Origin of the sequence: Rhizobium sp. YS-1r (genome assembly GCF_000757525.1) — a bacterium.
Taxonomy (GTDB): Bacteria; Pseudomonadota; Alphaproteobacteria; order Rhizobiales; family Rhizobiaceae; genus Neorhizobium; species Neorhizobium petrolearium.
This window is the reverse complement of sequence record NZ_JPYQ01000006.1, coordinates 245083-264470: the sequence shown is the minus strand read 5'-3', so window position 1 is coordinate 264470 and position 19388 is coordinate 245083. Positions and strand designations below refer to the sequence as shown.

Genomic DNA, 19388 nt, shown 5'->3' with positions numbered 1-19388 from the left:
AGAACGCTCATGTCGTAAATGCGCCGAGGCGCGATATCCTCAGGCGCGGACAGGCGGCGCGCGCGGTAGAGATCCCGGCCAAAATGCAAAAGCGGCCGGATCGGACGAGGGATTTGGCGTGATAGCCGAAGCATGGAACGGGAATGTTATTTCTGCGGAACCCGGGACGAGCGCACCGTCGGCGCTCGTCGACTGGGCGCTGGTTCCCTCTTTCCGGTCTGTCGCGACAAGCGACCTGAGCGGCTCCCGCTTGGAAAGATGCGGAGCATCGGTACCCTTGTCGGCGGACTGGATGCCGCGTGGAAATTGCGCGTCCTTGACAACACCCGAAAGCAGACCGAAGAGCGCGGCGATCAGAAGCGCCGCGGCAAGGACCGGCCAGCGCGACAGGAGGCTATCCTCATCACGTCCGCGTTTCATACGCTTGTCCGGCGGGAACAGCGCCATCCGTATCAGCTCCGGAGCGTTCTAAGATCCCGAAGCGCCTGCTTCGGAACGGAATGCCGCCTTCTAAAGGACAGCCTCGAAGCGGTCAATCTCCAGTGAGGCTTCGGTAAACCAGGATTGCGGCGGCTTTAGCAATGCTCAAACCATCTCGGGTCGGAAATCTGCGCTCTCTTCGAGCGGATACATCCCGCTAACGTAACGTTGCTATTTGTGAATGGGGTCCTTCCACAGAACCTCCTCCGGCTTTTCGACCGGCTCGATGTCCAGGTTCACGACGACCGGCTCCTGACCCGAGCGCATCAGAACGCATTCGAGCGTTTCATCTCGGCTGGCGTTGATCTCCTGATGGGGCACGTAGGGCGGAACATAGATGAAATCGCCCGGGCCGGCTTCGGCAACATATTCGAGATTGTCGCCCCAGCGCATGCGAGCCTTGCCCTTTAGGACATAGATGATGCTTTCGAGATCACCATGATGATGAGCCCCGGTCTTGGCGTTGGCATGGATCGTCACTGTGCCGGCCCAGATCTTCTCCGCGCCTGCGCGCGCCTTGTTGATCGCCGTCGCCCGATTCATGCCGGGCGTCTGAGCCGTGTTCGGATCGAGCGAATTGCCGGGGATGACCTTCACGCCATTCTCGCGCCAGTCGACGTGGGAATGGTCGTCATGACCGTGCTGATGATGATCGTCGTGATCGTGGCTCAAGGCTTGCTCTCAGTGACTGGGACGGGGCTCACCAACTCTCGCGAGAAGGGGGTCCGCGAGCCCCTGACCGGCGTCATGCCGGCTGGGAGCCCACGTAGCTTTGCTTCGGGAACATGTTCAATGGGAACGCGACAAAAGTCAAAGACTTGGTGACGAAAAGCTGACCTCGCCGCCTCAATTCAGCACATCGTCAGGCTCCGATCGCGGCCTTTACCCGCTCCCGCGTCAACGGCAGGTCGACGAGCCGCTTGCCGGTTGCGTTGCGGATCGCATTCGCGACGGCGGCGGAGGTCGGACCCTGGGCGGCTTCCCCGGTTCCCAGGAACGGCGCTCCGGGCCGATCGATGACATGCACTTCGACGCTATCCGGCACGCTTGCGAAGCGCATGATCGGATAGTTCGACCAGTCGGTGCTGGTGATGCGCGTCCGGTCGAAGGTGACCGCCTCGTAAAGCGTCCAGCTGATCGATTGCAGGATGCCGCCTTCCGTCTGGTTCCTGATGCCATCCGGATTGACCGCCTGGCCGCTGTCGATCGCCGAGGCCGCACGGATGACCCGGACGCGTCCAGTCTCCGGCTCAACGCTGAGTTCCAATGCGACCGCCAGATAGGCCGCATGGTTCTTGTAGCGTGCGAAGGCAAAGCCCACGCCGCGGTCGCGAGGCACTTCGCTCTTGCCCCAGCCGAACTTGTCGGCGGCCAGCTTCACGACGTCGGCAGCGCGATTGTCTGTCAGGTGCCTCAGCCGGAATTCGACCGGATCGGCCTTTGCCGCGATCGCCAGCTCATCGATTGTGCTTTCGATCGAAAAGACGTTCGGTTGGGCGCCAAGACCGCGCAACGCCGAAACGCGAAGCGGCATCTCAGGCAGGAAATGCCAGAGGATCCTCCGGTTCGGGATGGCATAGAGCGGGTCGGCATTGCGGTCGCCATTGCCGCTGGGACTGATCGAGAGCTTCGGTGGTTTGAGCGGCGTGGGATTGCTCTTGGTCCGGCCGGCCAGAAGCGAACCGGCATCACCCGGACGCGTGCTGTGCGAATTGCTCCACAGGTCGTAGGTCCAGTTGTCGATCTTGCCGTCCGGCCCGACCGAAGCCCTGATCTTGGTCACCATACCGGGACCATAGGGCTCCCAGGCGTGCTCCTGCTCGCGCATCCATTGAACACGGATCGGACGGCCCTGTATTTTGCTGGCGATCAGTGCCGCGTCGGCTGCGGCATCGTCGGCGCCGTTATGGCCGTAGCAGCCGGAGCCCTCCATATGGATGACCCGCACCTTGTCTTCGGGAAGCCCAAGCATCTGGGCGATCGCCTCGCGATCCGGGAAGACACCCTGCGTATGCGACCAGACGTCCATCGTGCCGTCGTCCTTCATAAGGGCAATGCCACAGGAGGGGCCGATCGAGCCGTGCATGATATAGGGACGGGTGAAGGTCGCCTCGAAGGTCGGGCCGTTCGGGAAGGAGGATGTTCCGGACTCCGCAACTGTCCCGACATCACCCTCCAGCGCAACGAGTTCGGACGGAAGGGTCGCCTGATCCGGCAGCTTGGCCGGCTCATCCCACTGTGCCGCCGCCTGAAGCGCACGCATGGCCTTGATCGCCTGGTATTCCTTTTCAGCGACGACAGCGAGGAAATTGCCATCGCGGACGACGGAGATCACGCCCGGCATCGCCTCGACTGCCCCGGCATCCAGGCTCTTCAGCGTGGCGCTGTAGCTCGGTGGACGCACGACGCGGGCATGCACCATGCCGTCCAGCTTCAAATCCTGAACATAGGCAACGCCGCCCGTCACCTTGCCCGGAATGTCGAGGCGCTGCAGGTCGCGGCCGATGACGCTGAACTGGTCCGGTGACTTCAACCTGGATTGCGGCTGTGCTTCCACATGCAAAAACTGGTTCGCGACCAGCGCACCGTAGCCGATCGAGCGGCCATCCGGCGCGACGATGGTTTTCCCTTCCGCCTTGAGCTGTTCAGCCGGCAGGTTCCATTGTGTTGCCGCCCGGGCGATCAGCAGCTCTCGCACCTGTGCGGAAGCGTTGCGGATCGCCGTCCCACTGTTCTGCATGGACTGGCTGCCGGCAGTGAACCCTTCGTCCGGGGTCTGCGCGGTATCGGGGCCAATGAGGGTGATGTCTTTCGGTTCCACGTTGAGCTCTTCGGCAGCCACCTGGATCAGCGGCGCACGGATGCCCTGGCCGAGTTCGGCCTTGCCGGTGAAAACAGTGATCGCTCCATCAGCGTCGATACGGATCCAGCTATCGAGAAACCGGTTGGTATTCAGACTACCCGGAAGTGCCGGCGGCTTGGCCGGGGCAGGGGCAGCCGGCTGCTGTGCCGGCTCTTGCGCGAGCGCATTGGCAACCGAGAAGCTGACGACGAGGGCGCCGGTGCCCGCAAGCAGGCCGCGGCGGGTGATTTCGGCCTTGTTGAACGTATCCATCAGCCGGCACTCCTGTTCGTGGCAGCCGGAAGAGCTGCTTCTTCCATCAGTTCGCTGGCCCGCCTGATGGCGGCCATGATGCGCATGTGAGTGCCGCAACGACAGAGATTGGTGCGCAGGGCGGAGCGGATGTCATCGTCGCTCGGCTTCGGGTTCTGCTTCAGAAGTGCGGCCGCACTCATCATCATACCGGCAATGCAGTAGCCGCATTGTGCCGACTGTTTTTCGATGAAGGCTCGCTGAATCGGGCCGGGATTGTCGATCGTGCCGAGGCCTTCCACTGTGGTGATCTCGCGTCCCTCGGCGACCAATAACGGGGTGACGCAGGAAAGTGCCGCCTTGCCGTCGATCATGACGGTACAGGCGCCGCACTGCCCGAGCCCGCAGCCATATTTCGCTGCATTCAGTTCGAGATCATTGCGCAGCACGTAAAGGAGCGGCGTGTCCGGCTCCGCATCGACCTGATGCTTCTGTCCATTAACGTTGACTGTGATGGTCATTTTTGCTCCTTGGCGCCGACATTCTTTGGCGCTCTTTCAATCCCGTCGGAGGGCAGTACGGTGACTGGATGCTCGCCGGAGCGGGTTTTTGCAACGAGATCGGTCAGTCCGGACCACGCCGGCTGATCGGAGAAACGTTCACGCAGATAACCGAGGAGGTCGGCAACCTGCTGGTCGTCAAGCGTATTGCCGAAGGCCGGCATGATAGCGCTCAGTTGGCCATCTGCCGGCGGCAGGCCGAACAGCGTCACGTTGATAATATTCTGCGGATTCGGCGAATTGACGGCCGTGCTGAGCGTGAAGTTCAGGCCGCCGAAGGGCTGCGCCCTGCCGCTCTCATGACAAGTTGCGCAGGCCGCGCCGTAGATTGCGGCTCCTGGATGTCCGGCGAGATCGGCGGAAGCCTTGTTTTCGTCGAGCGAGGCAGTCGTAATGTCGGCGCCCCCCTTGCCGAAACTCCGGACCAATTGCTCGCCCCTCTCTTTGCGCTCCGGCGACGGCTCGCCCATGACGGAAGCGATATAGGTCGCAATGGCACGTATATCGCTGTCGGGCAGGAGGCCGAGATTGCCGGTGACTTCCGCCATCGGGCCACGCGAAACGCCATGCAGCTCATGCCAGCCGTTGCGTAGGTAGAAGGCGATGCTGTCGACCGTCCAGGGAATGGGCGATTTCGAATCGGCGTTGATCGCATAGGCCTGCCAGCCTTCCGCTTCTCCGCCTGCGAAATGATGATTTCTGTCTTCGGCCCCGAATGCGTTTCGGGGCGTATGACAGGCCCCGCAGTGCCCGAGTCCTTCGGCGAGATAGCGGCCGCGGTTCCATTCCTCGCTTTGCGATGGATCCGGCTGCATCACGCCTTCCCGGAAGAAGAGCATATTCCAGCCGACGAGCAGCGGACGGAATTGAAGCGGAAACTTCAGGTCGTTTTCCGGTGCGGTTGCCTTCACCGGCTTGCGGGTCATCAGGAAGGCGTAAAGCGCCTTGTTGTCCTCGTCCGTCACCCAGGTGAAATGGTCATAGGGAAAGGCGGGATAAAGATGATTGCCTTGCCGATCGACACCTTCGCGCATGGCGCGGACGAAGGCCGCTTCGCTCCAGCGGCCGATCCCGGTCTCCGGATCCGACGTGATGTTGGTGGAATAAAGCGTACCGAACGGCGTGGGGATCGGAAGTCCGCCCGCAAATGCCTCCTGACCGGGCTTGGTATGGCAGGCGATACAGTTTCCGACTGCGGCAAGCTGTGCGCCTTTGGCGACGAGATCGGGAGGATACGGTGTGCTTGCCGCCCTATCATCCGGAGGAATTTCCGACCGCCATCCAATCATAAGAAATCCGACGGCGGCAATCACCGCCACCGTCAACAGTAATGAAATTAGACGAAGGAATCGCATGCTGAAGCCTCGGGTTGGCCGCCGTATGACAGTCAGACAGTATTGAGTTCCTTTTCTTGATCAAAAGCAAGTTTTTTTGGCGCAAATTTGAAATCCTGCCCACGCAAACGGCACTGGCGGATCAGCATGTTGTCCCAGCGGAAAATTACACTTTGTCGAACACCATTATCCATCATTCAATCCCGACAAGACACCGAAGCCGCAACCTTGATGTCTCAAGCAGTCTTTTTTACGGGCAGTCCTAGTGCTTGCCGTCGATCGGCATCTCACTTATATGGCGCTCGGAGCGCAGGCCGAAGCGTGTCCAGGGGCCCTGGCACTTCCGGATTTCGCCGGGCCTGGATCTTAAGGAGACCCCCATGCCGCAGAGAGCTGTTGTCCTCATCGTCGAGGACGAGCCGCTGATCCGCTTCACCACGCTCGACGCATTGGAGGACGTCGGCCACACGGTGTTGGAAGCCGGCAATGCCGACGAGGCAATGGTGCTTTTCCGCAACCGTTCCGACATCAACATCGTCTTCACCGACGTTGACATGGCCGGCTCCATGGACGGCATTCAGCTTGCCCGACGCGTCCGTGCCATTCGTCCAAGTGTCGGCATCATCATCACGTCCGGCGTGGTCAACCTTGATCCGATGCTTTTGCCGGCCAATACGCTCTTCCTGCCGAAACCCTACCAGCACGAAAAGCTGCTTTCCTCGATACACGAACTCATGCCTTGATGCCCTGAGATCCGGCGGTCAGCGGGGATCGGCTTCGCTGTCTACGAACCTTGGCGCCTTCTCCATGGTGCGGAAATCTGCCCCCGCGGAAGAGGCGGCAGAACTTTACTTTCGGCCGCTTTGGCGGCATCAATGCCCCCGCTGCCGGAAGCGGAGGACGACGGATATGGCCATCGAAGAGGATATCGCGAAGATCGCCGAACAGGAGAGGGCACTCGTCTTCGACCGCTTTGACCTTTCCACCGCCTGGGACCTTGGATCGCTTCTTCGCCATATGGCGACGGAACGGGGGCTGGGTATTGCAATCGACGTGCGGCTGCATTCCATGCCGGCCTTTTATGCAGCGCTACCGGGATCCACGGCGGACAATGAGGGCTGGGTTCGCCGCAAACGCAACCTTGTGCTTCGTTTCTTCCAGTCGAGCTATGCGATCGGCCGGAAGCTGGCACAGCAAGAGGCAACGCTCCAAGAGAAATTCGGATTATCTTCCACCGACTATGCTGCCCATGGCGGCAGCTTTCCGATCACGGTCGCCGGCGTCGGCTGCGTGGGCGCGGTGACGGTTTCCGGTTTGCCGCAGCGGGAGGACCACAATCTGGTCGTCGAGGCGCTTGCCCGCATGCTCGGCAAGGATATTTCCCTGCTTCGCCTCGACTGAGGAGATCGCTCCATGGCAAAGACGGACATCAAGACGCCCGAGGAAGTATTCTCGTTCTGGTTCAAGGAACTGACCCGCAAGGACTGGTTTGAGAAGAACGAGGCGCTGGACGAAGCCATGCGCAGGCATTTCGCGCCCACGCATCTCTCGCTCGCCCGCGGTGAATTCGACCTGTGGCGGGCCTCGCCGCAGAGCCGGCTTGCTGCCGTCATCGCGCTCGACCAGTTTTCGCGCAACATCTACAGAGGCACGCCGCTTGCCTTTGCGACCGATTGGCTGGCGCTGAGGGAGGCGAAGCTAGCCATCGAAATCGGCGCCGACATGGCGGTGCCGCCGGAGCAGCGGGGTTTCTTCTATCTGCCCTTCGAGCATGCCGAGAATCTTGCCGAACAGGATCGTTCGGTCGAACTGTTCACGCTGCTCGGGGATGAGGAATACCTGGATTACGCCGAACGTCACCGGTCGGTGATCCGTGAGTTCGGCCGTTTCCCGCACCGCAATTCGCTCATGGGGCGGGAATCCACCGCCGCCGAGCTCGAATATCTTTCCAGGCCCGGCGCCGGTTTCTGATGTCAGCAGGCTAAATGAGGATGACTTTCAGGCCCGATGGTATGAAATACAATACCTGATCTATTTCGAACGATAGATTTGGAATCGGGATACTAGCGTCGTACTGCCCGCCCGACCGCAATCAGGATGCAGGCGCCTACGAAACCGGCAATCAGATACCCGATCCAACCACCGAGCACGACTCCGAAAACGCCAAGGATGGCATTGGCGATAATAGCACCGACGATGCCGAGAAGGACGTTCATGAGGATGCCCATATTGCTCTTCATGAACTGTTCTGCGAGCCAGCCCGCAATGCCGCCGATGATGATGGCCGCGATCCAGCCTACCCCTGCACCTTCCATATTTTACCCTCCTGTTTGATATTGGCAAAAGGTAACGCACGGAAATGTTCCAGGTTCCATGTGATTGTTCCAATTCCAGGTGCGGGAAAGGCGGGCTTCCTTTTCTTCGCCGCGAAGTCCCTCTATTTTCGCGGCACGAATCTGATCGAAAGACAATGAGTACCGATTTGGCACCTTCCACGACCGGACCTTCGACAATCGCGTGCGCGGCCCGCGCGATTGTCACAATTCTGCTGCTCACGATCATCGCGTCGGCGCTGTGTCTACCGTCGTCTGCCGGCGCGCAAATGCTACAGCAGCCTCAGCCACAACTCGAGTCGGCTGTCACGATCGACTCGATCAATGCGGACATGAAGGCCAAGATCGAAGCGATACGCCGGCAGCTCGATACCTTCCGCAGCCGTGTGCAGGAAGATTCCAGCGACGACGCACGCCTGGCGGAGCTCAGGGTTCAGGCCGAAAAGATCGTCGAAGAGATGAATGTCATTTCCGACGCGATGCGGACGCGGATCGAGCAGATCCAGTCGCGTCTCGCGAGCCTGGGGGACCCGCCGCCCGCCGGCCAGGCTTCGGAGGCACCGGCTGTCACGGAAGAACGCGGCCGGCTGCTCAACGAGCGTTCGGAACTCAACATCATCGTCGACGATGCCGGCACCCTGTCGAACGGCGCGACCCAGCTTGCCAACTCGATCACCAATCTGCGTCGCACGCTATTTGCCCAAACGCTGTTCCGCCACACCGAATTATCGGGCGAATTGTTCGCGGATGCCGGATCGGCATTCGTCGCCGAGGTTCGGAATTTCGGTTCCACCTTCGGAAGCTGGATCAGCTTCGTCTGGAAATACAAGAAGCTGCAATTGCTCGGCGCCATCGCGTTATCGCTCGGCGCGGGCATGCTCTTTCTCTCCGGCGGGTATCGAATATTCGGTCGCTTCATCCGCCGCGACGGGCAGGAGGCGCCATCCTATATCCGACGCCTGTCAGTCGCCTTCTGGTCTACCGTCATTCAGACGATATCGCTTGCGTCCTTCCTCGTCGCATCCTTCCTGTTCCTGGACGGCTTCAATGTGCTTCGGCCGGACGTCTCACCGATCATTGCTACTTTCTTCGGATTCGTCTGGTTCGTCTATTTCGTCTCGAAGCTCACCTATGGCGTTCTGGCTCCCGGAGAGCCGCAATGGCGGTTGGTCCGCCTCACCAATCGCGGCGCACGACGGCTGACGATAGCGGTGCTCGCCATGGCGATCGTCAACGGGCTCGACTATCTGCTCGGCGCGATCAGCGAGGCGCTCAATTCGCCGCTTGTGCTCACCATCGTCAAGAGCCTGCTTGCCTCGGTCATCGTCGGTCTGATGCTGATCGCAATTTCCTTCGTCAAGCCGAGGCTCGTCGAGGGAGAGGACCCGGACGGGCCGGGGCATGATTGGCCACGTTTTTTTCCTCTACTGCTCCGGCTGATGGGCGGTTTGCTCATTCTTTCGGTTTTGACCGGCTACATAGGGCTCGCACGTTTCGCCTCGACCCAGATCGTGCTGACCGGCGCCGTCATCGTCCTCATCTATATCGGACTTCTTTCCGGCAAGGCGATCTCGAAGCAGGGCTCGTTTACTGCGACGGCCGCAGGGCGCAGGCTTGCCGAACGCTTCCACTTCAACGAAGTGGCGCTCGATCAGGCGGGACTCGTCGCGGGGCTTGGCGTCTATGCCTTCGCCCTGTTCTTGGGGATCCCGCTGATCCTGCTGACGTGGGGGTTCCAGATTGCCGATATCGAAGCCTGGATATTCAGCTTCTTCACCGAAATCCGCGTCGGTAATATCTCGATCTCGATCGTCGGCATCCTGGGCGGCCTGCTGCTTTTCGGCGTTGGCTTTGTCGTCACGCGCTGGGTGCAGAGATGGATCGACGGCAATGTGCTGGCCCGCAGCCAGGTCGATCTCGGCGTTCGCAATTCGGTGAGGACCGGCATCGGTTATCTCGGTGTCGGGCTTGCGGTCATCATCGGCGTCTCGGCTGCCGGCATCGACCTGTCGAGCTTCGCGCTCGTCGCCTCGGCGCTCTCAGTCGGCATCGGTTTTGGTCTGCAGAACATCGTGTCGAACTTCGTATCCGGCCTGATCCTGCTTGTGGAGAGGCCGTTCAAGGTCGGTGATTTTGTCGTCACCGGAACGACCGAAGGCATTGTGAAGCGCATTTCCGTACGCGCCACCGAGATCGAGACTTTCCGCCAACAGGCGATCATCGTTCCCAACTCGGATCTGATCAATGCTCCGGTCGGTAACTGGACGCTCAAGAACCGCATACAGCGTTCCGAGATCCCGGTGTCTGTAAGTTACGACAGCGATCCGGAACAGGTAATCGCGATACTGCTGGAGATCGTCGATGATATTCCCGAAGTCTTGAAGAATCCCGGTCCCCACGTGGATTTCATGGCTTTTGGCGGCTCCTCGCTCGATTTCGAGCTCCGCTTCCATCTTGCCGACATGTCGGATGGCATTCGTATCCGAAATTCCGTGCGCACCAACATCTTGAAACGGTTCCGCGCCGAGGGGATCGAGATACCTTATCCCCGCCAGGATGTCACAATCCTTGCGCGACCAAAGAATGGTCCCAAGCCCGTTTCACTAGAGGAAATAGATGACGGTGGCGGTATCTGACAGGGCTTCAAACCTGGCATCGACCGATCGTCGCGAGCTGGATGTCGCAATGTCGTAATCAGGCGTTTGGGCCGCCGGCTGGAATTGCATAGTCCCCGAAAGTATCGTGAAGGCCGGACGAGGCCGAAAAGGGGTTCATTCCATGAAGACACATGCACGGGCGGTGGTGATCGGCGGCGGCGTGGTCGGCGTTTCGACGCTCTACCATCTGGCGAGAAAGGGCTGGAGCGACGCGGTCCTGATCGAGCGAAAGGAGTTGACCTCCGGTTCGACCTGGCATGCCGCCGGGCTCCTGCCGCTCTTCAACCTGTCCTATTCGGTCGGCCAGCTCCATAAATATTCGGTGCGCTTCTACCAGGAACTCCAGCAGGAAACCGGCATGAATGTCGGTTTCGCGAATGTCAGCAACATCCGTCTCGCCCGTACCAAGGACCGCTGGGACGAGTACATGTATTACGCCGGCATCGCCGAGACGATCGGCGTCAAAGTCAACATCCTGACGCCGGACGAGGTCAAGGAGATCTGGCCGCTCTGCGAAACCGACGGCATCCTCGGCGCGATCCAGCATCCGGACGACGGTTATATCCAGCCGGCCGATCTCACGCAGGCGCTTGCCAAGGGCGCGCGCGACCGCGGCGCCACCATCTATCGCAATACGACCGTCACGGCGATCGAACAGCAATCCGATGGCCTGTGGAAGGTGACGACCGACAAGGGCGAAATCACCGCCGAGCACGTCATCTCCTGTACCGGCAATTTCGCCCGCAAGACGGGCGAGATGGTGGGCATCAACATTCCCGTCATACCCGTCGAGCACCAGTATATCGTTACCGAACCCCATCCGGCGATCCAGGAGCGCAAGGCGAAAGGCCTGCCGGAAATGGGGGTCCTGCGCGAATCGGATTCCTCCTGGTACATGCGCGAGGAGAATGGCGGCCTGCTGCTTGGCCCCTATGAAGTCGGCGCGCCGGTCTGCTACGTCAACGGCCCGTCCGATGACAGCGAATATGAGCTCTTCCAGGAGGATCTCGATCGGCTGATGCCCTATATCGAAACCGCGATCGCGCGTGTTCCGGCTTTTGCAGAGGTCGGCATCAAGAAGGTTTATAACGGTGCGATCGCCTATACGCCGGACGGCTCGCCGATCGTCGGCCCGGCGCCGGGACTGAAAAATTTCTGGCTCAACGAAGGCCACTCCTTCGGCATCACGGCGGCCGGCGGCGCCGGCTGGCAGCTTGCCGAATGGATCGTCGACGGCGAGCCGACCGTCGACATGATGGGCGTCGACCCGCGCCGCTTCGGGCCTTACGCCACCGAAGGCTACCTCATCGAGAAGAACGAGGAGGCCTATGCCAACGTCTTCACGATGCATTATCCCGATGAGGAGCGTGCCGCCGCGCGTCCCCTGAAAACCACGCCGGTCTACGACCGTCTCAAGAAACTCGGTGCTGTTTTCGGTTCCGTCTATGGTTGGGAGCGTGCCAACTGGTTTGCACCGGAAGGCTACCAGGTATCGAAGGAGGAACTCGGAGTCGGCGCCGAGGTCATCACCAGCCACAACCATGCGCCACCGCTGGACGATGGAAGGATCGTCGAAAAATGGTCCTTTCGTCGTTCGAACTATTTCGATCACGTCGGCAACGAGATTAAAAACGTACATGAGAATGTCGGCGTGCTCGACATGTCGGCCTTCGCGAAGATGGAGGTCTCAGGCCCCGGAGCGCGTGTATGGCTCGATGCGATCCTGGCCAATGCGATCCCGAAGAAACGCGGCCGTATCGCGCTTTGCCATCTGCTTACGAGGGATGGCGGCGTTCGTTCGGAGTTCACCGTCTATGAATGGGCGCCGGATCGTTTCTATCTCGTTTCGGCCGGCGCCTACGAGGCGCATGACCACGATTATCTGCGCGAGCTCGCGCCGAGCGACGGTTCCGTCCGCCTGCAGCAGATCACCCAGAAGTTCGGCGTGCTGGTGCTTGCCGGTCCGAAATCCCGCGATGTGCTGAAGAAACTCACCCGCACGAGCCTGGACAACAAGGATTTCCCATGGCTTTCGGGCAGGGAGATTTCCGTCGGGGCGGCCTCGGCCCATGCGTTGCGCGTCAATTTCGTCGGCGAGCTAGGCTGGGAACTGCATCATCCAATCGAGATGCAGAATTACATCTTCGACAAGCTGATGGAGGCGGGCGCCGAATTCGGCATCAAGCCCTTCGGCATCCGCGCCATGCTCTCCATGTCGGTCGAAAAATCCTATAGGCTGATCCCGCGCGAAATGTCGATCGAGTACAATGCCTACGAATCCGGTCTCGACCGCTTCATCAAGACGGACAAGGATTTTCTCGGCAAGCAAGGCCTGCTTTCCTACAGGGAGAGGGGGCTCAGGTGGAATTTCTGCGCGCTTGCGGTCGAGGGCGCCAACGACGTGGATGCCCGCGGTTCCGAGGCGATCTACGACGAGACAGGCGAACTCATCGGCCGCGCCACCAACGGCGCCTATGGCTGGCGCGTCGGCAAGTCGCTGGCACTTGCCATGGTGAAGCCCGGCTATGCGGTGGCTGGCACGAAGCTGAAGATCAAGATCCTTGGCACGCTCTATAATGCAAGCGTCATCCCGGAAAGCCCGTTCGATCCGGAGAACGAGGCGCTCAGGGCCTGATAGGGGCTAAAAGTAATAGACCATTGACTTTAAAGGGCGGTCTCCGGGCCGCCCTTGTCTTTTCGAGACCGGAGCGGTGCTCGGATTAACGGTTCTGCAAACCGTTCACAGTACAAATGTTCTCAGAGGGGCAGTATTTATCGATAGGGGCGTCATGACATTCCTCGGCATTTCCGGGATGCAATATTCCGGCCAATCACTGGCAAATTCCCGCATCCTGCTTGCGGAGGATTCCAACGTCTTTACCTCGATGATCGGTACCCGGCTGAAGGAATTGTTCGGCATCGAGGTCGAGGTCTGCCGCAATTTCGAAGAGCTGCAGCTTGCCTATGACCGCTCCACCGAGCCGGTGACGCTGGCGATCTCGAACATCAATCTGCCGGGTGCTGAAAACGGCGAGGCGCTGGAATACCTGATCGATCTGTCGATCCCGACCATCGTCTTCACCGGAACGTTCCACGAAGCGACCCGCGACAAGCTGCTGTCCAAGGAAATCGTCGACTACATCCTGAAGGATAATGTCTTTGCCGTCGAAATGCTGGCGGAATCGGTCTGCCGCTTCCTCACCAACCATCGCCACCATGTGCTGATCGTCGACGACAGCCCGACGGCCCGGGCGCTGCTGTCGAGCCGCCTGAAACGCTACAATTTCCGGGTCAGCGTTGCCGAGAGCGGCGCCAAAGCGCTCGAAATCCTTAAGAAAAATCCGGATATCGGTCTCGTCGTCACCGACTACAACATGCCGGATATCGACGGTTTCGAACTCACCCGCCGGATCCGCTCGGTGCGCGGTTCGCATGAACTCAGGATCATCGGCGTTTCGTCTTCCTCCAACCGGCTGCTTTCGGCCCGCTTCCTGAAGGCGGGAGGTAACGATTTCATGCTGCGGCCCTTCATCGACGAGGAATTCTACTGCCGCGTCAACCAGAACCTGGACACGCTGGTTCAGATTTGGTCGATGCAGGCCAAGCTCAAGGAGCCGGCGGCAGTCAAAAGCGTAGCCTGACCCCAAGGATTTGCATGCCCTATCATCAAAGCCATCACACCCGGGAAACGGAGCATCTGACCTATGGTCGGGCTGCGCCATCTCGGGCGCAATTGGAAGCGACGGAGCCGGCTACCGATCCCTTGACCGGACTTCCGACCCTGAAGGAGTTTTATCGCCTCGGTCGGCCTCTGGTCGAGGCGTGCCTGTCGCAAGAGGTTCCCTGCGCGGTCGCCATTGTCGATATCGATCATTTCCGACGGCTGAACGAGACCTGCTGCGAGGAAACCGTCAGCCAGGTGCTGAGGGCGATTGCCGCGAAGATCGAGGCTGCCTGTCAGGGCAGCCGGCATCTGCATGCTCGCCTGGACGACGAGGAGTTCGGCATGTTCCTGATCGGTCTCGACGGCGCCGCTGCCATGGATTTTTGCGAGAAGCTACGACTGGGGATCGCTTCCAAGCGGTTCGTGGCCGGAGACAGCGATTTCTCTGTCACCGTTTCAATCGGCCTGGCGAAAGTCTGTGGCCCGGAGATATTTGACAACTATCTCAATGCCGCCGAGCAGTTCCTGTTTATGGCCAAGAGCCTTGGCCGCAACCAGGTCTTTTCGGAGTTTACGGTTGTATTGCAGGCCGCGAGCTAACCGGCCGATCCCGATTGCTCAGACCACGACGCCGGCGCGTGACGTATTCGTATTGAGCTTGCGTTCGGCACGTTCCTGCTGCGGCGAGCGATTATAGACCTCGCGATAGCATTTCGAGAAATGCGAGGCGGAAACGAAGCCGCAGGCGACCGCCACTTCCACGACCGGCATCGAGGATTGAACCAGCAGGTGCCGGGCACGATCGAGCCGGATTTCGAGATAGTAGCGCGCCGGAGACCGGCCCATCTCCTGGCGGAAGAGGCGTTCGATCTGACGACGGGAAAGGCCCGCATCGTCGGCGATCTCCACCAGCGACAACGGCTCGGAGAGATTGTTCTCCATCAGTTCGATGATCGACAGCACTTTGGCATTCTGCACGCCCAGTCGGGCACGCAGGGGAAGCCGTTGGCGGTCATGCGGATTGCGCACCCGATCAGTCAATTGCTGCTCGCAGACCCGGTTGACGAGGTTCTCGCCGAAATCCTGGCCGATCAGGTTCAGCATCATGTCGAGCGATGCCGTGCCGCCGGCGCAGGTATAGAGATTCGAATCGACCTCGTAGAGGTCTGCATAGACCTCCGCCTGCGGAAAGGCTTCGGCAAAACCGGGGAGATTTTCCCAATGAATGGCGCACCGCTTGCCGTTCAGGAGGCCGGCCTGTGCAAGCACGTGAGCGCCGGTGCAGAGGCTGCCGACCGCAATGCCGCGGTTGTAAGTTTCCCGGAGCCAGGCATTCACCGACTTGTTGCGGAATTCTTCGACATAAATACCAGAACAGACGATCACCATGTTCGGACGGTTTTCGCCGGAAAGGTAGCGCCGTTCGTCGGTGAGCGACGAATTCACTTCGAGGCCGATGCCGCTCGATGAATAGACTTTCTCACCATCGACCGAACAGAGCCGCCAAGTATAGGCGGAATAACCAAGCATGCGATTGGCAATGCGAAGGGTTTCGACAGCCGCCGAAAAAGGCAGCATCGTAAAGTGCGGTACGAGAAAGAAGACCAGGGAACGCTTCTTCATCGGGCTTTTGCTCGTCAGATCCATGCTTTCATTCCCCTGTCAATGGCCGTACTTTGCGGCCCGCTTATACTTTAAAAGCGACATTGACACGGAAAAATAAGGCGGAGAAGGGCTTTTGACGACAGGCCGATGATATTTTTGCGACACGGACGGGTCGCAGGCGTGATCTCTTTCCGAATTGGCTTTCGGAACGGCACTCCGAAATGCACGACCCGTGCCATATCAACGGTACGGGCCGTGCGTCGGGAGGTTATTTACGATCGGTTGCCGCATTGGTCGTCGGCCATCCGATATCCTTGCGGATCTCCGCGGGCAGGCCCTCAAGCACCTTTTCCGTCTGGCGGCGGCGGCGTTCGTTGCGGACTTTCAGGATGAGAAAGAGAGCCGGGCGTAGAAACGAGGCGAACGATGACGGCCGAAACCGGGAGCGATCGCTCTCCTGATAGGTAATCATGGTCATGGCAGTTCTCCTTGGGTATTTCATGGACGGCGCAGACTGGGAGAATGAGCGCCGTCAATCCATCAATCAATCAGATGCAAGTGATGCGTCCCATGAAATTCTGTTCTGCATGGACGCTTGCTTCCGATGATTTGCAGTATGTCGGCCATTTGACATTCAATCAAACGAAATGATATCGTTCTTAAGTTCAGATTTTTTGATGGAGGCCGCCATGACCGTACCTTTCCGTCCGCCGCTCCCGTTGCTCGACAACGATGTGCTGCGAACCTTTGTGGCGATTGCAGAGACAGGAAATTTCTCCACCGCTGCGGAGGCCGTATTGCGCACACCGTCAGCGGTATCGATGCAGATCAAGAAGCTCGAAGAGCAACTTAAGACGACGCTCTTCCTGCGTGATGCCCGCTCCGTAACGCTCACCCAGCACGGCGAAATGCTGCTCTCCTACGCGCGACGCATGCTGGCACTCTCCAATGAAGCGGTATCGCGTTTCGTCATGCCCGAGCTTTCAGGCGTCGTGCGGCTCGGCGCGCCGGATGATATAGCCGAGCGTATCCTGCCGAAGGTCCTCAAGAATTTCGGGGAGGCTTTTCCCGGCATCATGGTGGACGTCACGGTCGACATGAGCATACAGCTCAGGAAGCGCATGGAGGAACAGCGCCTCGACCTGACGCTGATCAATTGCGCCACGCGGCCGTTTCCCACGAGTGGCGAGGTGATCCATACCGAAAAACTGGTCTGGGCCGGTGCCAAGTGCGGTACTGCCTATCTGCGCGATCCTCTGCCGATCTCCGTCTGGGAGGATGGTTGCGTCTGGCGTCAGGATGCCGTCTCGCAGCTCGAAAAGCACAAGCGGCCTTATCGTATCGCCTATGCCAGTGCGCATACGATGGCGCAAAGGGCGGCGGTCGTTTCCGATCTGGCGATCGCGCCGTTCCCGCTGTCCTATGTGACGGATGACATGCAGGTTCTCGGCCCGAAGGAAGGCTTGCCGGAGCTGTTCAGCTTCGACATCCGGCTGCTGACCGCGCCGCAGCTCTCGCATCCTGCCAAGGCAGTGGCGGAAAGCGTCCGCGAGGCCTTTGGCAGCCTTATCGCTGCTGCAGCTTGATCTATCGCTCGGCTGCTGTCCGGTCTCGCCGGATCGCGCTTGTCACTCGCGGCCGCGACGACGCCTGCGGCCGCCTTCGCCGGCATCTGCCAGAACTTTGCGCTCCGGCAGCGTCACGACCGCTGCAAGATGCGGAAAGGCATCGACCTTGTTCGGCAAGGCCATGGCGGCGACGAAATGCTCCTGAAATCTTGGTTCAAGAGCGGTTTCTATCTTGTCGATTTTCCTCACCGTCTCCTCGATTTCACGACGATACTCGCGATTGAGCAGGCACATGCGCGCACCCGTGCCTGCGGCATTGCCGACCGCCTTGACCCTGGACAGGTCGCAGTCCGGGATCAGACCCAGCACCATGGCGTATTTCGGGTCGATGAAAGTGCCGAAAGCGCCCGCAAGTCCGATCCGATCGACTTGGGTCACGCCCTGCTTGTCCATCAGCAGTTTCACACCGGCGTAGAGTGCCGCCTTGGCAAGTTGGATGGCGCGCACGTCATTCTGCGTCACGGTGAGGCGCTGCTCTCCGTCATGCAGCAGATAGGAGAATGTCCGGCCGTTCTGCAAGATTCGCGGCGACCGCTCCGCAAGCGTCCCGTCCACAACGCCGTCCTCCGAAATGAGGCCGGCGAGATACATCTCGGCGATCACCTCGATGATGCCTGAGCCACAGATACCGGTGATGCCGGTCGCAGCCGCCGCCTCGGCAAAACCGGGCTCGTTCGACCAGAGATCAACGCCGATCACCCGAAATCGCGGTTCCAGCGTCAGCGGATCGATACGGACGCGCTCGATGGCACCGGGGGCCGCCCGCTGGCCGGAGGAGATTTCCGCACCTTCGAATGCCGGCCCGGTTGGCGATGAGGCCGCGACCACGCGACTTGAGTTGCCGAGCACGATTTCGGCATTCGTGCCGATATCGACCAGGAGCATCATCTCATCCTGCCGGTGCGGGCCTTCCGACAGCGTTGCCCCCGCGGCGTCGGCTCCGACATGGCCTGCGATGCAGGGCATGACATAGGTGCGCGTTCCCTCGTTCATCGGCAGGCCGATTTCCGACGATTTCACCCGCACCGCACCGGAGACCGCCAGCGCAAACGGTGCTCCGCCGAGCTCGGTCGGATCGATGCCCAGAAAGAGATGGTGCATGATCGGATTGCCGACGAAGACGCTGTCGAGGATATCGCCGCGTGATACGCCGCCTTCCGCGCACACCTTGTCGATCAGCCCGTTCAAAGCTTCGCGCACGGCAAGCGTCATTGCCTCGCGGCCGTCCGGGTTCATCATCACGTAGGAGACTCGGCTCATCAGGTCTTCGCCGAAGCGGATCTGCGGGTTCGACGTGCCGGCGGACGCCACCGTGCGGCCTGAAAGCAGCGAGGAGAGATGCATCGCGATCGTCGTCGAGCCGATGTCGCAGGCAATCCCATAGGCCTCGTTTTTAAGACCCGGATAGAGCGCGACGAGGCGAGGCCGCTCGTCCTCGCGATCCTTGTGGATCGCGGCCGTCACCTTCCATTCGCCCTTGCGCAGAATGGACTGAACCTTCGGGATCAGATGGAAATCGACATCGAGATCATCGAAATGCCAGTCTGCCGCAAGTGCGGCTTTCAGCCGGTCGAGATCGCCGAGCGGCTTTTCCATATCCGGCTCTTCGACTTCCACGTAACACATGCGAAGCGCTGCGTTGCGGTCGAACACGCGCTCGTCGGCCGCCTTGCGCACGACCTGCGCATTGATCACCGTGTCCTGCGGCACGTCGATGACGAGGTCGCCGAGAATCAGTGCAGAGCAGGAAAGGCGGCGCCCTTCAGGCAGGCTGCGCACGCGATCGTAACGCTCCTCTTTCGGCCCGATCCGGGAAAGATGGTCGTGAGAGGAAGTGATGCCGTGCTTGGCGAAATGTCCCTCCTGCACGGAGATCTGGCAGCGGCCGCAGGTCGCCCGACCGCCGCAGACGCTCTCCACGTAGACGCCGAGCTGGCGCGCGGCTTCGAGCACCGGCGTGCCGACCGGAAACCGACCGCGCTTGCCGGACGGCATAAAGAGGACGAGGGGATGGGCGGCGGTATCATTCATCT

18 protein-coding genes are annotated in these 19388 nt (G+C 60.2%); 8 read left to right on the top strand and 10 right to left on the bottom strand.

The genetic code is table 11. The annotated features are described in order from the left end of the window. Positions 1–39 precede the first annotated feature (39 nt). The 6 genes from JL39_RS05745 to JL39_RS31905 all read right to left on the bottom strand — a co-directional run bounded on the left by JL39_RS05745 (position 40) and on the right by JL39_RS31905 (position 5665). Complete coding sequence (locus JL39_RS05745; RefSeq protein WP_152601055.1) at positions 40–420, bottom strand: hypothetical protein; 381 nt, start codon at positions 418–420, stop codon at positions 40–42. A gap of 231 nt (positions 421–651) precedes the next feature. Continuing rightward, on the bottom strand, positions 652–1152 hold the full coding sequence (locus JL39_RS05740) for a cupin domain-containing protein (protein WP_037147252.1): 501 nt from the start codon (positions 1150–1152) through the stop codon (positions 652–654). Between the two features lie 190 nt (positions 1153–1342). After that, the gene (locus JL39_RS05735) at positions 1343–3595 is read right to left on the bottom strand and encodes a molybdopterin cofactor-binding domain-containing protein (protein ID WP_037147249.1); all 2253 of its coding nucleotides are present in this window, start codon (positions 3593–3595) and stop codon (positions 1343–1345) included. After that, on the bottom strand, positions 3595–4095 hold the full coding sequence (locus JL39_RS05730; protein WP_037147246.1) for a (2Fe-2S)-binding protein: 501 nt from the start codon (positions 4093–4095) through the stop codon (positions 3595–3597). The genes JL39_RS05735 and JL39_RS05730 overlap by 1 nt, the downstream gene beginning before the upstream one ends. Next, a complete protein-coding gene (locus JL39_RS05725) occupies positions 4092–5489 on the bottom strand; it encodes a cytochrome c (protein ID WP_037147243.1) in 1398 nt (465 codons plus the stop codon). The genes JL39_RS05730 and JL39_RS05725 overlap by 4 nt, the downstream gene beginning before the upstream one ends. Positions 5490–5521: 32 nt before the next feature. Continuing rightward, positions 5522–5665, bottom strand: a complete 144-nt coding sequence (locus JL39_RS31905) for a hypothetical protein (protein WP_161784738.1) — start codon at positions 5663–5665, stop codon at positions 5522–5524. A 183-nt stretch (positions 5666–5848) separates the two neighbouring features. Here JL39_RS31905 and JL39_RS05720 point away from each other — a divergent pair, with 183 nt between their 5' ends. The 3 genes from JL39_RS05720 to JL39_RS05710 all read left to right on the top strand — a co-directional run bounded on the left by JL39_RS05720 (position 5849) and on the right by JL39_RS05710 (position 7439). Beyond that, the gene (locus JL39_RS05720; protein ID WP_037147240.1) at positions 5849–6211 is read left to right on the top strand and encodes a response regulator; all 363 of its coding nucleotides are present in this window, start codon (positions 5849–5851) and stop codon (positions 6209–6211) included. Between the two features lie 166 nt (positions 6212–6377). Further along, entirely contained in the window at positions 6378–6869 is a 492-nt protein-coding gene (locus JL39_RS05715) for a heme-degrading domain-containing protein (protein WP_037147236.1), read from the top strand. A 12-nt stretch (positions 6870–6881) separates the two neighbouring features. Beyond that, a complete protein-coding gene (locus JL39_RS05710) occupies positions 6882–7439 on the top strand; it encodes a DUF924 family protein (RefSeq protein ID WP_037147234.1) in 558 nt (185 codons plus the stop codon). A 92-nt stretch (positions 7440–7531) separates the two neighbouring features. On the opposite strand, the gene JL39_RS05705 is transcribed toward JL39_RS05710, so the two are convergent. Further along, positions 7532–7783, bottom strand: coding sequence for a GlsB/YeaQ/YmgE family stress response membrane protein (locus JL39_RS05705; protein ID WP_037147231.1), 252 nt, complete (start codon positions 7781–7783; stop codon positions 7532–7534). 155 nt (positions 7784–7938) lie between these two features. Here JL39_RS05705 and JL39_RS05700 point away from each other — a divergent pair, with 155 nt between their 5' ends. The 4 genes from JL39_RS05700 to JL39_RS05685 all read left to right on the top strand — a co-directional run bounded on the left by JL39_RS05700 (position 7939) and on the right by JL39_RS05685 (position 14722). Next, complete coding sequence (locus JL39_RS05700) at positions 7939–10437, top strand: mechanosensitive ion channel domain-containing protein (protein WP_052182693.1); 2499 nt, start codon at positions 7939–7941, stop codon at positions 10435–10437. 142 nt (positions 10438–10579) lie between these two features. Beyond that, positions 10580–13093 (top strand): FAD-dependent oxidoreductase, encoded by a 2514-nt coding sequence (locus tag JL39_RS05695; RefSeq protein ID WP_037147228.1) that lies wholly within the window; start codon positions 10580–10582, stop codon positions 13091–13093. 154 nt (positions 13094–13247) lie between these two features. Continuing rightward, positions 13248–14099 carry a response regulator gene (locus JL39_RS05690; RefSeq protein ID WP_037147225.1) on the top strand — a complete coding sequence of 284 codons (852 nt, stop codon included), beginning with the start codon at positions 13248–13250 and terminating at the stop codon, positions 14097–14099. Between the two features lie 14 nt (positions 14100–14113). Then, positions 14114–14722 (top strand): GGDEF domain-containing protein, encoded by a 609-nt coding sequence (locus JL39_RS05685; RefSeq protein ID WP_052182692.1) that lies wholly within the window; start codon positions 14114–14116, stop codon positions 14720–14722. Between the two features lie 18 nt (positions 14723–14740). On the opposite strand, the gene JL39_RS05680 is transcribed toward JL39_RS05685, so the two are convergent. Together JL39_RS05680 and JL39_RS05675 are read right to left on the bottom strand one after the other, a co-directional pair. Next, positions 14741–15769, bottom strand: coding sequence for a GlxA family transcriptional regulator (locus tag JL39_RS05680; RefSeq protein ID WP_037147222.1), 1029 nt, complete (start codon positions 15767–15769; stop codon positions 14741–14743). Between the two features lie 226 nt (positions 15770–15995). Further along, a complete protein-coding gene (locus JL39_RS05675) occupies positions 15996–16205 on the bottom strand; it encodes a hypothetical protein (RefSeq protein ID WP_037147219.1) in 210 nt (69 codons plus the stop codon). 211 nt (positions 16206–16416) lie between these two features. Between JL39_RS05675 and JL39_RS05670 the strand changes: the two genes are divergently transcribed. Beyond that, entirely contained in the window at positions 16417–17313 is an 897-nt protein-coding gene (locus JL39_RS05670) for a LysR family transcriptional regulator (RefSeq protein WP_152601054.1), read from the top strand. A 42-nt stretch (positions 17314–17355) separates the two neighbouring features. Here JL39_RS05670 and JL39_RS05665 read toward each other — a convergent pair whose 3' ends face one another. Beyond that, positions 17356–19386 carry an ASKHA domain-containing protein gene (locus JL39_RS05665; RefSeq protein WP_037147214.1) on the bottom strand — a complete coding sequence of 677 codons (2031 nt, stop codon included), beginning with the start codon at positions 19384–19386 and terminating at the stop codon, positions 17356–17358. Between the last annotated feature and the right edge of the window lie 2 nt (positions 19387–19388).

Excerpts from the sequence above, each read along its gene's own strand:
- JL39_RS05720 (WP_037147240.1), top strand. The coding sequence starts at position 5,849 with ATGCCGCAGAGAGCTGTTGTCCTCATCGTCGAGGACGAGCCGCTGATC.
- JL39_RS05680 (WP_037147222.1), bottom strand. The coding sequence starts at position 15,769 with ATGGATCTGACGAGCAAAAGCCCGATGAAGAAGCGTTCCCTGGTCTTC.
- JL39_RS05695 (WP_037147228.1), top strand. The coding sequence starts at position 10,580 with ATGAAGACACATGCACGGGCGGTGGTGATCGGCGGCGGCGTGGTCGGC.
- JL39_RS05730 (WP_037147246.1), bottom strand. The coding sequence starts at position 4,095 with ATGACCATCACAGTCAACGTTAATGGACAGAAGCATCAGGTCGATGCG.
- JL39_RS05700 (WP_052182693.1), top strand. The coding sequence starts at position 7,939 with ATGAGTACCGATTTGGCACCTTCCACGACCGGACCTTCGACAATCGCG.
- JL39_RS05745 (WP_152601055.1), bottom strand. The coding sequence starts at position 420 with ATGAAACGCGGACGTGATGAGGATAGCCTCCTGTCGCGCTGGCCGGTC.
- JL39_RS31905 (WP_161784738.1), bottom strand. The coding sequence starts at position 5,665 with ATGATGGATAATGGTGTTCGACAAAGTGTAATTTTCCGCTGGGACAAC.
- JL39_RS05685 (WP_052182692.1), top strand. The coding sequence starts at position 14,114 with ATGCCCTATCATCAAAGCCATCACACCCGGGAAACGGAGCATCTGACC.
- JL39_RS05710 (WP_037147234.1), top strand. The coding sequence starts at position 6,882 with ATGGCAAAGACGGACATCAAGACGCCCGAGGAAGTATTCTCGTTCTGG.
- JL39_RS05675 (WP_037147219.1), bottom strand. The coding sequence starts at position 16,205 with ATGACCATGATTACCTATCAGGAGAGCGATCGCTCCCGGTTTCGGCCG.
- JL39_RS05665 (WP_037147214.1), bottom strand. The coding sequence starts at position 19,386 with ATGAATGATACCGCCGCCCATCCCCTCGTCCTCTTTATGCCGTCCGGC.
- JL39_RS05725 (WP_037147243.1), bottom strand. The coding sequence starts at position 5,489 with ATGCGATTCCTTCGTCTAATTTCATTACTGTTGACGGTGGCGGTGATT.
- JL39_RS05690 (WP_037147225.1), top strand. The coding sequence starts at position 13,248 with ATGACATTCCTCGGCATTTCCGGGATGCAATATTCCGGCCAATCACTG.
- JL39_RS05705 (WP_037147231.1), bottom strand. The coding sequence starts at position 7,783 with ATGGAAGGTGCAGGGGTAGGCTGGATCGCGGCCATCATCATCGGCGGC.
- JL39_RS05735 (WP_037147249.1), bottom strand. The coding sequence starts at position 3,595 with ATGGATACGTTCAACAAGGCCGAAATCACCCGCCGCGGCCTGCTTGCG.
- JL39_RS05715 (WP_037147236.1), top strand. The coding sequence starts at position 6,378 with ATGGCCATCGAAGAGGATATCGCGAAGATCGCCGAACAGGAGAGGGCA.
- JL39_RS05670 (WP_152601054.1), top strand. The coding sequence starts at position 16,417 with ATGACCGTACCTTTCCGTCCGCCGCTCCCGTTGCTCGACAACGATGTG.